This window comes from Spiribacter sp. SSL99 (assembly GCF_009805925.1).
GTDB lineage: Bacteria > Pseudomonadota > Gammaproteobacteria > Nitrococcales > Nitrococcaceae > Spiribacter > Spiribacter roseus.
Genome location: NZ_MAOM01000019.1, coordinates 1 through 13,947 on the forward strand (window position 1 = coordinate 1; position 13,947 = coordinate 13,947).

A 13,947-nucleotide genomic window follows, 5' to 3' on the forward strand; every position below is an offset into this window, starting at 1 on the left:
AACGATGGCGACCAGCGTCACCGCCGGCAGGTGATGGCCCTTGGCGAGCATCTGGGTGCCCAGGATCAGCCGCGTCTCGCCGGTCTGCGCCTGCTGCATGGCCTGCTCGAAGCTGCCGCGGCGGCGGGTGCTGTCGCGGTCGATGCGCACCGGCGGGGTCTGCGGGAAGGCCTCGGTCAACGCCGCTTCGATCCGCTCGGTACCCAATCCCAGTGCGCGCAGATCGACGCTGCCGCAGCTCGGGCAGTGGTGTGGCAGGCGCTGCTCGCGATTGCAGTGATGGCAGTGCAGGCGGCCACGTCCGCGGTGATAGGTATAGCGGGCGTCGCAGCGATCGCACTCGGCGAGCCAGCCGCATTCATGGCAGATCAGTGTCGGGGCAAAGCCGCGTCGGTTGAGAAACAGCAGGGCCTGACCGCCGGCATCCAGATGGCTCTGTACCCGGTCGATGAGCGGCTGCGAGAGGCCTTCCCGAGTGGGTTGACCGCGCATGTCCAGCAGCTGCATTGAGGGCGGCCGTGCATGACCGGCCCGCTGGGTCAGCGCATGGTGTTGATAGCGCCCCTGCGCGGCATTCGCGAGGCTTTCCAGCGAGGGCGTCGCCGAGCCGAGGACAACGGGGATGTCGCTGCGGTAGGCGCGCAGCACCGCCAGATCCCGCGCCGAGTAGCGAAACCCCTCCTGTTGCTTGAGCGAGGCGTCGTGCTCTTCATCGATGACGATCAATCCGGGCCGGGCCAGCGGCACGAACACCGCCGATCGCGTGCCGATGACCACGTCCGCCACGCCCGCCCGCGCCGCCAGCCAGGCATTGAGGCGCTCGCCATCGGCCAGCCCCGAATGGAGGATGGCGATCCGCCCGCTGAGACGGCTTTGAAAGCGCTGCACGAGCTGAGGGGTCAGGCCGATTTCGGGGACGATGACCAGGACCTGCCGCCCGCATTCGAGGCTGCGGGCGATGGCGTCCAGATAGACCTCGGTCTTGCCACTGCCAGTCACACCGTCGATCAGGATGGCGGCATGCCCGGCCGTCGGGCGGATGGCGGCGGCGCAGGCCTGCTGCTCGTCATTGAGGGCGGCGCCGGGTTGATCGGCGCGTCCCGGCAACAGGCCGTAGTCGGGGGCGGTATCGGTGGCCGCCAGTCCCTGCTCGACCAGACGCCTGAGCACGCTGCGGGCGTCGCCACCGATGCCCGCGAGCTGCACGGGGGTCAGCGTGCCGCTGCGCTGCAGGGCCTCGAGCAGCTGGCGCTGACGGGGTGCTCGTCGCGCCCGGGCGTCGGGCTGAGCCGCACGACCCGCGTCGGTCAGGTGCCAGGCGGTGGACTGGCCGGGCGTCGCCGGGTCGCCACGGCGCAGCCGTGTGGGCAGGGCGGTGAGATAGGTCTCGCCCGGCGGGTGGTGATAATAGCGGGCGGCCCATTCGATCAGGGCCATGGTGGCGGGATCGAGCAGCGGCGTCGGGTCGATGACATCGATGATCGGTCGCAGCCGGTCTGCGGCCAGATCGCTGGCGGTGGGACCGGCGGTGACGATCCCCACCCGCTCGCGGCGCCCCAGCGGAACCCGGACACGGACGCCCACGGCGGGCGCGGGACCGTTGGCGGGGGGTAGGTAGTCGAGGGCCTCAGTGAAGGGCCCCGCCACCGCGACTCGGATGATATCGGTCATGGGCGGGGCGGACGTCGTCGGACCGCCGGGGCCGGCAGCCCCGACGGCCACGGGGCGCTAGCGCATCTGGATGCCGCCGCCGGGCATGCCGCCACCGGCACCCGGGGCACCCCCGCCGCCCATCTGATCGGGCGTCATGATGCGTGACGCCTGCTCACGCTGCATCTCCTTGAGCTGCTCCATGGTCTGCTCCAGCGCTGCCTGGGCGGCGGGCGGGAAAGCATTCATGGCCTCCTCGAGGCTGTTGGCCTCGAGCTCAAAGTTGAGCGGCAGGGCACCGGCCGGTGTCATGACCTGGGTGCTGCCCAGGTAGAGCACCGGACGGCTGTCGTCCGGCTTCCCGTCACGGGTGACCGGACTCAGCCGCTGGATGCTGCCGACCTGACGATCGGTGAAGTTTTCTTCCTGGTACAGCCCGTCCGCATTCAGCGTGAGCTGATCCAGGGTGTCCGCGTTTTCGGCATCCGTCATGTTGACTCCTTTTGCCGTTACAGGCCCTTGACGGCCTGAACCATGCCACCGGCGACCTTCTGACCGTCGCCGAACACCATGCGTGTGTTCTCGCCGTAGAACAGATGGTTCTCGACGCCCGAGAAGCCGGCGCCACCGCCGCGCTTGATGACCATCACGTTTTCGGCCTCGTCGACGTTGAGGATCGGCATGCCGTAGATCGGGCTCGACGGATCGTCCCGCGCCGCCGGGTTGACGACGTCGTTGGCGCCGATCACCACGGCGACATCGGTCATGGCGAACTCTTCGTTGATGTCCTCCATGTCGAAGATCATGTCATAGGGCACACCGGCCTCAGCGAGCAGGACGTTCATGTGACCCGGCATACGTCCGGCCACGGGGTGGATGGCGAACTTGACCTCAACCCCGCGGTCCTGCAGCAGCTCGACGAATTCCCAGATCTTGTGCTGCGCCTGGGCCACCGCCATGCCATAACCGGGCACGATGATCACGCGCTCGGCGTAGGCCATCATGATGCCCGCGTCCTCGGCCGAGATGTCCTTCATCTCGCCCGCGGGGCCTTCGCTGCTCGCCCCTTCGCTGCTGCCCCAGCCGGCGAACAGGACGTTGGTGAGCGGACGGTTCATGGCCTTGGCCATCAGCTGCGTGAGCAGCGTACCGGCGGCACCCACCACCGTACCGGCGATGATCATGGCCGGGTTGCCGATGGCATAGCCCTCAAAGCCCACGGCCAGACCGGTCAGGGCGTTGAACAGTGAGATGATCACCGGCATGTCGGCGCCGCCGATCGGTACCGCGACGAACACGCCGAACAGCAGGCCGAGGGCAAAGAATACCGCCACCACCAGCGCACTGTCGGTGAAGAAGGTCAGAATGCCGAACAGCACCGCCAGGGCGAACACCACAATGTTGACGATCTGCTGGCCGGGGACCAGCTGGCTGCGCTTCATGCGGCCGTCAAGCTTGGCCCAGGCGATCAGCGATCCTGAGAACGCCACCGTGCCGATGAACGCACCCAGAATCGCCAGGATGGCGACGTCGGCCCCGAGGGCACCGGCGATGCCGACGCTGCCGGCGCCTTCCGCGCGCAGGGCGGCGGTGGCCGCCTGAACGCTGATGTCGGCATCGGCGGCCAGCGCCTCGGCCCGTACCTGGAGGTCATTGGGCAGGGTGCGCAGGGCGCGCAGCATCTCGACCGCGGCGATGGCGGCGGCGGCGCCACCACCCATGCCGTTGTAGAGCGCGACCATCTGGGGCATCTCGGTCATGCCCACACGACGCCCCGACCACCACGCGAGCCCACCGGCGGCGGCGATCGCGATCACGATCAGGACATAATTGGTCAGCCCATGCACCGCCGGGTGCAGGAAGGTGACCAGGGTGGCCAGCACCATACCGGCACCGGCCCACATGATGCCCTTGCGGGCGGTCCGCGGGGAGCTCATGGCCTTGAGGCCAAGAATGAAGAGGACCGCCGCGAGGAGGTAACTCAGCTGGACAACAAAGTTCATTCCTCGGCCCCCTTCTTCTGCTCATCCTTGCTCTTGAACATCTCGAGCATGCGCTCGGTGACGACATAGCCGCCCACGGCGTTACCCGCGGCGAGCAGCACCGCGATGAAGCCGATGATCTGCTCGGTCACCGTCCCGGCATGGCCGAGCACCACCATGGCGCCCACCACCACGATGCCGTGGACAAAGTTGGAGCCGGACATCAGTGGCGTATGCAGGATGACCGGCACACGGCTGATGACCTCGAAGCCGGCGAACGCCGCCAGCATGAATATGTAGATTGCGACAAATCCTTCGATCGCCATTATTTATCTCCTTCCATGCGCTCGCGGGTCGGCGCATGCCGGGTCTCGCCGTCGTGGGTCAGGCAGCTGTCGGCCAGGACCTGGTCGTCCCAGTCGAGGTGGATCTCGCCGTCCTTGATGATCAGCCCGAGCAGGTTGACCAGATTGCGGGCGTACATCTCGCTGGCATGGGTCGCGGCCATGCTGGGAATGTGCCTGGGCCCGGCAATGATGACGCCCTGGTGGGTGATCTCCTTGCCGGCCTCGGTCAGCTCGCAGTTGCCGCCGGTCTCGGCGGCCATGTCGACGATCACCGCACCGGCCTTCATCCGCTCGACGGTGGCCCGGTCGATGATGGTCGGCGCCGGCCGCCCCGGGATCGATGCGGTGGTCACCACCGCGTCGGCCTGGGCGATGTGGCGGGCGAGGACCTCGGCCTGCTGGGCCTTTTCCTCGTCGGTGAGCTCGCGGGCATAGCCCCCTTCGCCCTCCGCGCTGACGCCGGTGTCGATGAACTTGCCGCCCAGCGATTCGACCTGCTCGCGGGTGGCGGAGCGCACGTCGTACGCCTCGACAATCGCACCCAGGCGCTTGGCGGTGGCGATGGCCTGCAGGCCCGCCACGCCGGCGCCGACAACCACCACCCTGGCCGGGCGCACCGTGCCGGCGGCGGTGGTCAGCATCGGGAACAGCTTGGGCGAGAGGTGCGAGGCCAGCAGCGCGCACTTGTAGCCGGCGATGTTCGCCTGCGACGACAGGGCATCAATGCCCTGGGCGCGGGTGATGCGCGGCACGAGCTCCAGCGCGAAGCTGGTCACGTGGCGCTTGTTGAGGTTGCGGATGCGGGTGTCGCCCTCGTGGGGCGTAAGAAACCCGAGCAGCAGGCTTTTCTCGGGGAGCTTGCCGGCTTCATCGGCGCTGGGTGGCTCGACCCGAAGGACCACATCGGCATCCTTGTAGAGTGCTGCCTGATCGTCGGCCCAGCTGACCCCTTCGTAGAGCTCGTCGGGGAAACCGGCCGACTCGCCGGCGCCCCGCTGAATCCGCACCTCGACGCCAAGCTTGGTGAACTGCTTGAGAACACTGGGCACGACGGCGACGCGTTTTTCTCCGTTGGCCGTTTCCTTGGGGACGGCGATGGTGATGCTCATCGAGTTAACTCCTGTCCTTTGGCGGTCCACTTGAACCGTCGAATCCGCGATTCTACAACATCTTTACGGCTAAACACCCCCACGCCCATCGGGGTATCCCGGAACCGCCACGGTAATCAAGCAGTCACACTTGCACAGTAACGTCAAGCATCGGATGATCGAAGTCAGTCATTCAGGTGCGGTGACGCGCGTGACAAGGGGACCCTGGCGTGATCAGCTTGCAGCAGCCCATCCTACGGACCGATGTCTCCGGCATGCCACTGGAGTGGATGACCTACCAGGCGGCGGTCCGCCTCTACCACCTCGACCAGGTGGCCTATACCTGCGGCCACACCCTCTACCGGGTCCACGGCGGCTACAGCGCCCGGACAGGTCTACGCAGCGTGGTCGACGTCAACTCGATCATCGCGACCGCAGGGGCGATGCAGGCGAGCCTCAAGGATCACGCCGCCTATCGACCGCCCCTGAATAACGCCACGCTGTTCCGCCGGGACGATCATCTGTGCCTGTACTGCGGCGAGCGCCGGCCGGTCCGCGAGCTCTCCCGTGATCACATCAAGCCGATCAGTCGCGGGGGCATCGACACCTGGACCAATGTGGTTACGGCCTGCAAGCGCTGTAACAACCTCAAGGGCAACCGCACGCCGGAGCAGGCCGGCATGCAGCTGCTGGCGGTGCCATTCGCCCCCACCCATGCCGAGTATGTCTATCTGCAGGGGCGACGCATCCTGGCCGATCAGATGGCCTTCCTGCGTGCGCATTTCCCGCGTCGCAGTCCGCTGCGCGAGCGGCTGGCCGCAAGCGCCAGCTAGGCGTTACTCGCCGGGCAGGCGGCCCATTTCCTCGAAAAAGTCGGAGTAGGCGTCGTCCTCCAGGGACACGTCGCCGTCAACGACCTGCGAGCGTCGGTACTGGCGATAGGCCGAGCGTGTGAAGACGTACGGGTCAACCGCGGCGTCATCGCGGAAGCGGGCCGCTCCCGCCATCCGGGCGCGGGTGTTGACGATCTCGAGGGCGGTCAGCGCGCCGAAGGTCACCGTATCCAGGGTCACGTAGGTGATCACGTTGGTGTAATAGGCGACCGGGTACTGGGTGACGTCGCGGGTGTCAGAGGGACCGAACAGCGGCAGCACCAGATAGGGGCCGGCATCGACGCCCCAGACGCCCAGGGTCTGGCCAAAGTCCTCGGCGCGGCCCTCGATGCCCAGCCAGGCCTGCGCCGGGTCGAACAGTCCCAGCAGCCCCACCGTGGTGTTCACCACAAAACGGACACTCTCGCGACCGGCATCCCCCGCCTTGCCCTGGAGCAGGTCATTGAGGATGTAGCCCGGCGCCTCGAGGTTGGTGAAAAAGTTGTCAACGCTGTCCCGCACGCCCTGACTGGTGATGCGCGTCCAGCCCTCGCTGGCGGGCTCGAGGGCGTAGGTGTCGACGCCCTCGTTGAAGTCGTAGACACCCCGGTTGAACCCCTCAATGGGGTCATTGGCCGAGTTGCTGCCGGTGCTGGCGCAGCCGCTCACCACCAGGGTGATCAGCAGCAGGGCGACCAGCCGCATGATGCCGGTGGGCGGGTGGTTCGGATGATGCTGCCGGGTCACTGAACTACTCCGGTGCCGCTTCAAAGGAGTCGTAGAACAGCCGGTCCGAGGGCAGCCCCGCCGCCGCAAAGGCCTCGCGGGCGGCGTTGATCATCGGCGGCGGTCCGCTCATATACACATCGAAGCCGCTCAGATCCGGGTGATCGCGCACCACCTGCTCATGGACAAAGCCGGTGGCGCCGCGCCACTCATCGGCGGGTTCCGGATCGGAGAGCACCGGGGTGTAGGCGATGTTCGAAGCCTGCCCGGCCCACTGGCGCGGCAGCGAATCGAGATAGAGATCGGCCGGCCGGCGGGCCCCCCAAAAAATGTGCATGGGCCGCTTGAGGCCCAGGTGCAGGGCCTGCTCCATGATGCCCTTGACCGGGGCAAAGCCGGTGCCGCCGCCCATCAGGATCATGGGGCGATCGCTGTCGTCGCGGAGAAAGAAATTGCCCAGCGGGCCTTCAAAACGAAGCAGCGCCCCTTCCTTGAGGTCATTGAATACATGCCCCGAGAATACGCCCCCCGGCAGGTGGCGGATATGCAGCTCGAGCAGATCGTCGTCGTAGGGGGTGTTGGCCAGCGAAAAGCTGCGCCGCTGGCCGCCCCGCAGCAGAAAGTCGATGTACTGCCCGGGCAGGAATGCCAGGCGCTTGTCCCGCGGCAGCTTGAGAAACAGCCGGCGCACGTCCGGCGCGCATTCCTCGATGGCCTCCACCCGGGCCGGCAGGCGCTGGGGGCGGATATCGCCGGCCTCGCGGACTTCCTTCACCCGTATCACCAGATCGCTGGTCGGTCGGGCCTGACAGAACAGCGCTTTGCCCGACTCATCCTGGTCGGCGTCGATGGCCGGGGGCAGCCCGTCGGGATAGGCGATCCGTCCTTCGACCACATCGCCCATGCAGTTCCCGCAGGTACCGCCGCGGCAGCTGTAGGGCAGCATGAGCCCGGCGCGCAGGGCGGCATCGATGACACTCTCGCCATCATCCACGTCAAAGGCGTGATCGCTGTCGGCGATGCGGACCTGGTAGCTCATCGGTTGTCTCCCTCAGTCAGCGAGTCGTGGCTTGTGGCAGGACAGACATTGACGGTGCCGATCACGTTCACGCCTGCGTGAACTCCGCCAGCACAGGGGCATGGTCCGAGGGCCTTTCCCAGCGCCTGGGGTCGAGGTCCACCGCGCTGGCGGTCAGGCGCCGGGTGAGGGCGGGGCTGGTCAGGATCAGATCGATGCGCAGGCCGCGATTGCGCTTGAAGTTGTTGACCCGGTAGTCGAACCACGAGAAGCGGTCAGCCGGCTGCTCGAAGCGTCGGAAGCTGTCGCTGAAGCCCAGTGCGGTGATGGCCGACAGGGCATCGCGCTCGGCATCGGAGCAGAGGATCTTTCCCGCCCACTCCTCGGGATCGTGGACATCGGCATCCGCCGGCGCGATGTTGAAATCGCCCACCACCGCCACCTGGTCGTGGCGGCTCAGCTCGTCCTGCAGCCAGCCGCGCAGATGCGCGAGCCACTCCAGCTTGTACTGGTATTTGTCGTCGCCCACCGCCTTGCCGTTGGGCACATACAGGTTGATGAAGCGCACGCCATCGACGGTGGCGGCCAGTACCCGACGCTGCGGGTCCTCGAAACCTGGAATGTCGAGGCTGACCGCCTCAAGCGGCGCGCGTGCGAGCACCGCCACGCCGTTGTAGGTTTTCTGGCCCGAGTAGGCCACCTCGTAGCCGGCCTCGCGTATCGCCTCCACCGGGAATCGCTCGTCGGGCAGCTTGGTCTCCTGCAGCCCCAGAATGTCGGGCCCGGCGGTCTCGAGCCAGTCGAGGACATGGGGCAGGCGGACGTTGAGCGAATTGACGTTCCAGGAGGCGATTTTCACAGAGGATGGCTCCGATGATTGATCACGGTCATTGGATTATACCGGCTGCCGGTCTCCGGCGCAGTGCACAATTCCGTTAAAGCTGTGTCGCGTGCATGAGCATCACCGCGAAGCGCCCCCGCGCATCAATCCAATGTCCGCTGACCGACCAGCCGGCCCCGGCGGCGAGGGTGCTGAACGCCTCGATGTTGTACTTCCGCGAGGTCTCGGTGTGCAGGCTCTCACCGGCTATCAGCTCGAAACGCTCGCCTGCGACATGAATCGTGATCGCCCGCTCGCAGACCAGGTGCATCTCGATGCGGGCGGGCGCCTCGAAATAGCGGGCCTCGTGCCGGAAATCATCCGGATCGAAATCGGCGCCGAGCTCGCGGTTGATACGCACCAGCAGATTGCGGTTGAACGCCGCCGTCACACCCTCTGGATCGTCGTAGGCTGGAATCAGGATGTCAGGGGACTTGTCGAGGTCGATTCCCACCAGAAACATCGAATCCCCACCCAATAGCATGCGGCAATGCCGCAGCAGATCCCGCGCGTTCCCGGTATCCAGATTGCCGATGGTGGAGCCCGGGAAAAAACCGAGCCGCGATCCGTGCTCAGGCAGATCCGCGGGCAGATCGAACGCGCTGGTGAAGTCGGCGACCCGGGGCAGGACAGGCAATCCGGGAAACTGTGCGCTGAGCCCATTGGCGGCATCCGCGAGATAATCCGCGGAGATATCCAGCGGTACATACCCGGCGGGCTGGTGAAGGCTATTGAGCAGCGGAACGGTCTTGCGACTCGAGCCGCTGCCGAGTTCCACCACGAGAGTGTGCTCAGGGATCGCCGCCGTGATCTTGGGGAGATGCGTGTCGAGGATGTCGATTTCCGTGCGCGTCGGGTAATAGCTGGGTAATTGGGTAATGGCTTCGAACAGTGCGGATCCACGCTGGTCGTACAGCCACGCCGAGGAAATACGGTGGGACGGGTCGCGCAGGGCGGCGAGCACGGCGTTCTGCAGGGTGTCGGTCATGGCGTGGGAACGTCCATTCATGGGGTGGGTGGCGTGGAGGCCGTGGGCGTCGTACGCAGCTGCAGATGCCGGCGGATCCGCCTGGCAACCGCGTCAACGGCGATATTGAGCAGCGCGGTGATGAGGATCAGCACCATGGCGCGATCGAAGCGAAGGGCCTGGATGGCGCTGTCGACATAAAAGCCGAGCGTGGTGATACCGAGAATGCCGAGGATTGCCGTCTCCCGCATGATGATTTCCCAGCGATAGAACAGAAACGCCAGAAACGGTCGGTAAAGCCTTGGCACCACCTCGTGGGTGTAGCGATCGAATCCGCTGACGGCATCGGGCCGGAGTGTGAGCCGATTGCTCTGACGACCGATCAGGTGTCCGATGATCGCGCCGTTATGGATCGCCAGCGCCGCCACTGCTGGCAGCATCGAGGGCCCCCAGAGCTGGAGCAGGATATAGGCAAGCAGATACTCCGGCGTCGAGCGGCCGATGATCAGCAGGGCATTACCGCCCCAGCGGGTGAATCGCCCGGCGAAAAGGCGCGAGATCAACGGAAAGCTGGCGAGCGCCAGCACGCCGGTCGCCACCAGCGCGATCTGGGTCAGCAGCAGTGTCGCCCCGATCCCCGGTAGCGCCTGATGGACAAGCAGCTCCCAGAGCCATGGGCCCAGCCCGCTGAGTCCTTCACCGCTGCGCAGCGGTGCGGGCACGATATCCTGTGTAAAAAACCGCGTGGCGTTGCCCCAGACGATGGGCAGCCCATTGCCGAGGAACCACGGCGCCGCAAGCAGGTAGAAGGGCACCAGGCGCGGCCGCACCCACAATCGCAGACTGGCGATCAGGCCCAGGAAGATCAGCAACAGCATCCCTACCTCGCCGTAGAGTCCCTCGCCGTAGGCGCTCTCGAGATAGAAACCGAGGGTCGGCATGCCCACGAACCCGAGGATGGCGCTTGAGCGCATGCCGCATTCGAGCCGATAGCTCGTATAGCTCATCAGATGAGGCCAGACATCCGGGACCCGCGCATACCAGAAGGTCGAGATCAGACCGCTGGCTGCTGGCAGTGAACGTGCCGGACGTTCATCACCCTCCTCGAGTATCTCGCTGTAGACGCGTGCGAAGACCGCCGCATAGGGCAGGGCGATCGCGAGGACACCGGTCAGCGGGTGGAGTCCGAAGAACTGCAGAAAGATCAACGCCCAGAACAGCTCATGGATGCCCCGGACGAACGCACAGGCTCCGCGCACGAAGCGGCTGTGAAAGATCAGCGCCAGGCCCATGCCCAGCACCGCTGCCAGGCCGACCCCGGTGAAGGCGAATGTGACCGTGCGCAATAGCGCCGTTGCCGCGGTATCCAGCGTGCTGAAATCCGGCTGCACCAGCCCACCGGCGAACCGGCCGAGCTCCGCCCACGGCGAGATTGATCGGATCTCGAAATCCGCCATTGCCACACAGACCAGCGCAATGGCGACCAGCCATAGGCTCGTGCGTACGGTCGGAGAGGACAGTGCGGAGCCCCCGATGGGGCGGCGTTCAGTAAAGTGCATCCAGGGACTCGGCCGCGACCGCATCCGCCGGGCCGTCGAGAGCGATCAGACCATCGCGGATGCCGATCAAGCGATCGGCGTACCGGCGGGCAAGCGGCAGATCATGCATAGCGATCACGGCCGTTTCATACTGCTCGGTCAGCGCCTCCATGACCCGCTCGGTGCGGGGTCCGTCCAGCGCTGAGACCGGTTCATCAGCGAGCAGGACGTTGCCCGCCTGGAAAAGGGCGCGCGCTACCGCTACCCGCTGCCGCTGACCGCCGGACAGCTCGCCGGTGCGCGCCCAGAGCGTTGCTGTCATGTCGAGCCGCTCCAGCACTGCCGTCACCGCTGTGACCTCACGCCGGAACGGGCGGATCAGGTTGGCGAGGTTGTAGGCCGTCGAGTGATGGCTGAGGCGCCCCATGTAGACGTTGTGGAAGACGCTCAGCGTGTCCACCAGCCCGAGGTCCTGAGGCATCAGCGCGATGTCCGGTCGCTCGCGATCGTGCAGGAGCGCGAGCAGCGTGGATTTGCCCGCGCCGCTGCGCCCCACCAGTGCCACTCGCTCGCCGGCGGCAATGTCCAGGTCAAGCGGACCGAGTACGGGCGTATCGCCATAATCGGCCCGCGCGCCTCGGAGTACGAGTGGGCTCATCAGTCGATCAGGCCGATCGCCCGTGCGGTCTGCTCCAGCCCCGCATAATCGTCGTTGGACACCGGCACAAAGCCACTCCGTGGAAACCGCTCGAGTAGATCAGGGTCATCCATGGACAGGAGTGCGGTCCGGACCTTCTCGACAAAACCGTCGCCAAAGCGCTCGTCGACGTCACCGCGGATGCTCCACTGGTAGTTCAGATAACCCGGCGTTTCCCAGATCACCTGAACGGCGTCGGTGTTGATATTGCCGGCGGCGAGCTCACGCTCCCAGACCGCGTAGTTCAGCGCCCCGACCTGATAGCTGCCACTTTCCACCAATCGGAGGGTGCGGCTGTGATTACCGCTGTAGCCGACCCGCTCGAAGACCTCGTCCGGCGCTTCGCCGAACTGATCACGCAGGTGAAACTCCGGCATGAGGCGGCCGGAGGTCGAGCTTTTCGACCCGAACGTGAAGGTCCGGCCACGTAGCGCCTCTTCCAGGGTGTCGGCCGGCATCAGCCCAGTGCTCTCATGGGCGATGAAGTAGGATCGAAAGCCCTGATCCTCCTCACCGCGGGCCAGGGCCCGGGACCCCGGAACGCGGGCGCGGGCCTGTACGCCCGAAAGGCCGCCGAACCAGGCGAGCTGCACCTGGTTGTTGCGAAATGCACTGACGGCGGCCGCATAGGACTTGACCGGGACATAGCGGACGTCGACGTCGAGTTGCTCCTCGAGATACTCGCCAACGGCGTTGAAACGCGCCTCAAGTCTGCTTTCGTCCTGATCGGGGATCGCCGTGAAGGTAAAGACCTGCGCCTGCGCCGGGGCGACCGCGAACAGGGCGAGTAGGGCGATTGAGTGAATGAAACGCATGGGAAGTTCCTTTTTTAGGGAGATGTTCAGCGTGCGCAGGTCCGGAAACCGGCGATGATGTCGTTACGTCCCGGCGGAAAGAAATTGCGGGTGTTGTTATTGAGGTGCCGTCGCCGCGTGGCCCAACTGCCGCCGCGCAGGACATAGCGGCCGTCCGTGAACCACGGCTCGGAGTAATCGGCGTATAGGTCGGCCTCAAAGCCCGGGTAGGGAGTGAAAGGCGAAGCCGTCCATTCCCAGACATTGCCCAGCATGTGCCGGCAGCCAAAGGCGCTGTCGCCGTGGGCAAGCGCTGCCGCATCGACGCTGCCCAGGCGATAGCCGTCCGTGTTCGCATGCCGGCCGTCGCCATTTGAATCGCCCCAGGGGTAGAGGCGTTTTTCAGGGGCAAGTCCTGCTTCGTCCGGCACGCGACTCGCAGCGACTTCCCACTCCACCTCGGTCGGGAGCCGTCGATCGGCCCAACGGCAGTAAGCCTCTGCCTCGTGCCAGCTGACATGAGCGACGGGGGCGTGAGGCTGCAGTGGGTGCCATTCGTCGAAGTGCCGCACCTCCCAGCCGTCGGCGCCCGCCCGCCAGTACACCGGCGCCTCGAACCCGTTCGACTCGCGCCAGCGCCAGCCCTCCTCGGACCAGAATGCTCGATCACGGTAGCCGCCGGCCTCCACGAAGCGGGCGAAGTCCGCTCCCGTGACCGGGGCACGAGCGATCTGAAAGGGGGCAACGCTGACCCGATGGGCAGGTTTTTCGTTGTCGAAGCGGAATGGCACCTGCTCATCGGCGCCCAGCGTGTGTGTTCCGCCAGGGATGGCGACATCGCCCTCCAGCGGGCCACCGTCGACGGCCGGCAGTGGCGCCGGGGACACGATGGCAGGGGCGGGGTCCGCCAGCGTCTGGCGTGTGTAGGTGAAGGCCTCGCCATGCATGTCTTCGTGAAAGACGGCGAGCTGCCAGACATAGCTCGTGACGGCATCCGCCGTGCCCTGGGGCAGGCGTTCAACCATCTGCGCTCGAACCTGGCGCAGATAGGCGAGGGTGTCGTCCATCGTCGGCAGCGCCAGATCCCAGCGGTCATCATGGGCGACGCCCATCGAGTCATAAATCCGCTCGGCGTCGGCGATCTGATAGTCCGGCAGGCCGTGTCGGTGATGGAGAAAGAAGTGGTCGTAGAAAAACCCGACGTGGCCGATCTCCCACTGCGGCGGATTCACGATGCTAAGCTTCGGCCCGAGTCGACGTTCCGCAGGCAGGTCGCCGGTCAGCTCCAGAGTCCGCTGCCGGGCGTCATCAAGCATGGCAATCAGGGTTTCGGAGGCGACAGGATGAGTGGGCGGCGTCTGGATCATCGAGTTCTCCTTGTCGGCAGA

General features: G+C 66.0%; 14 protein-coding genes. 1 reads left to right on the forward strand and 13 read right to left on the reverse strand.

What is annotated here, in order from left to right:
* The 5 genes from priA to BA899_RS07470 form a co-directional block, all read right to left on the reverse strand.
* On the reverse strand, positions 1-1,671 hold a 1,671-nt coding region (gene priA, locus BA899_RS07450; protein WP_159300224.1), incomplete at its 3' end, for a primosomal protein N'.
* A 57-nt stretch (positions 1,672-1,728) separates the two neighbouring features.
* Positions 1,729-2,142 carry a hypothetical protein gene (locus BA899_RS07455; RefSeq protein WP_110882346.1) on the reverse strand — a complete coding sequence of 138 codons (414 nt, stop codon included), beginning with the start codon at positions 2,140-2,142 and terminating at the stop codon, positions 1,729-1,731.
* Between the two features lie 17 nt (positions 2,143-2,159).
* Positions 2,160-3,653 (reverse strand): NAD(P)(+) transhydrogenase (Re/Si-specific) subunit beta, encoded by a 1,494-nt coding sequence (locus BA899_RS07460; RefSeq protein ID WP_110882347.1) that lies wholly within the window; start codon positions 3,651-3,653, stop codon positions 2,160-2,162.
* Entirely contained in the window at positions 3,650-3,958 is a 309-nt protein-coding gene (locus tag BA899_RS07465; protein ID WP_110882348.1) for an NAD(P) transhydrogenase subunit alpha, read from the reverse strand. The genes BA899_RS07460 and BA899_RS07465 overlap by 4 nt, the downstream gene beginning before the upstream one ends.
* A complete protein-coding gene (locus BA899_RS07470; protein ID WP_159300225.1) occupies positions 3,958-5,088 on the reverse strand; it encodes an NAD(P) transhydrogenase subunit alpha in 1,131 nt (376 codons plus the stop codon). Before BA899_RS07470 ends, BA899_RS07465 begins: the two co-directional genes overlap by 1 nt.
* Before the next feature lie 254 nt (positions 5,089-5,342).
* Between BA899_RS07470 and BA899_RS07475 the strand changes: the two genes are divergently transcribed.
* Positions 5,343-5,900, forward strand: coding sequence for an HNH endonuclease (locus BA899_RS07475; protein WP_159300315.1), 558 nt, complete (start codon positions 5,343-5,345; stop codon positions 5,898-5,900).
* A gap of 3 nt (positions 5,901-5,903) precedes the next feature.
* Here BA899_RS07475 and BA899_RS07480 read toward each other — a convergent pair whose 3' ends face one another.
* The 8 genes from BA899_RS07480 to senA all read right to left on the reverse strand — a co-directional run bounded on the left by BA899_RS07480 (position 5,904) and on the right by senA (position 13,926).
* Positions 5,904-6,686 carry a VacJ family lipoprotein gene (locus BA899_RS07480; protein WP_235013327.1) on the reverse strand — a complete coding sequence of 261 codons (783 nt, stop codon included), beginning with the start codon at positions 6,684-6,686 and terminating at the stop codon, positions 5,904-5,906.
* Positions 6,687-6,690: 4 nt separating this feature from the next.
* Positions 6,691-7,704 carry a CDP-6-deoxy-delta-3,4-glucoseen reductase gene (locus BA899_RS07485; protein ID WP_159300226.1) on the reverse strand — a complete coding sequence of 338 codons (1,014 nt, stop codon included), beginning with the start codon at positions 7,702-7,704 and terminating at the stop codon, positions 6,691-6,693.
* A gap of 67 nt (positions 7,705-7,771) precedes the next feature.
* On the reverse strand, positions 7,772-8,542 hold the full coding sequence (xth, locus tag BA899_RS07490) for an exodeoxyribonuclease III (protein WP_144347060.1): 771 nt from the start codon (positions 8,540-8,542) through the stop codon (positions 7,772-7,774).
* 76 nt (positions 8,543-8,618) lie between these two features.
* A complete protein-coding gene (gene egtD / locus BA899_RS07495) occupies positions 8,619-9,551 on the reverse strand; it encodes an L-histidine N(alpha)-methyltransferase (protein WP_159300227.1) in 933 nt (310 codons plus the stop codon).
* Between the two features lie 17 nt (positions 9,552-9,568).
* The gene (locus BA899_RS07500) at positions 9,569-11,089 is read right to left on the reverse strand and encodes an ABC transporter permease (protein ID WP_159300228.1); all 1,521 of its coding nucleotides are present in this window, start codon (positions 11,087-11,089) and stop codon (positions 9,569-9,571) included.
* On the reverse strand, positions 11,076-11,726 hold the full coding sequence (locus BA899_RS07505; protein ID WP_159300229.1) for a phosphonate ABC transporter ATP-binding protein: 651 nt from the start codon (positions 11,724-11,726) through the stop codon (positions 11,076-11,078). Before BA899_RS07505 ends, BA899_RS07500 begins: the two co-directional genes overlap by 14 nt.
* Entirely contained in the window at positions 11,726-12,580 is an 855-nt protein-coding gene (locus BA899_RS07510) for a putative selenate ABC transporter substrate-binding protein (RefSeq protein ID WP_159300230.1), read from the reverse strand. The genes BA899_RS07505 and BA899_RS07510 overlap by 1 nt, the downstream gene beginning before the upstream one ends.
* Positions 12,581-12,606: 26 nt before the next feature.
* Positions 12,607-13,926 carry a selenoneine synthase SenA gene (gene senA, locus BA899_RS07515; RefSeq protein ID WP_159300231.1) on the reverse strand — a complete coding sequence of 440 codons (1,320 nt, stop codon included), beginning with the start codon at positions 13,924-13,926 and terminating at the stop codon, positions 12,607-12,609.
* Between the last annotated feature and the right edge of the window lie 21 nt (positions 13,927-13,947).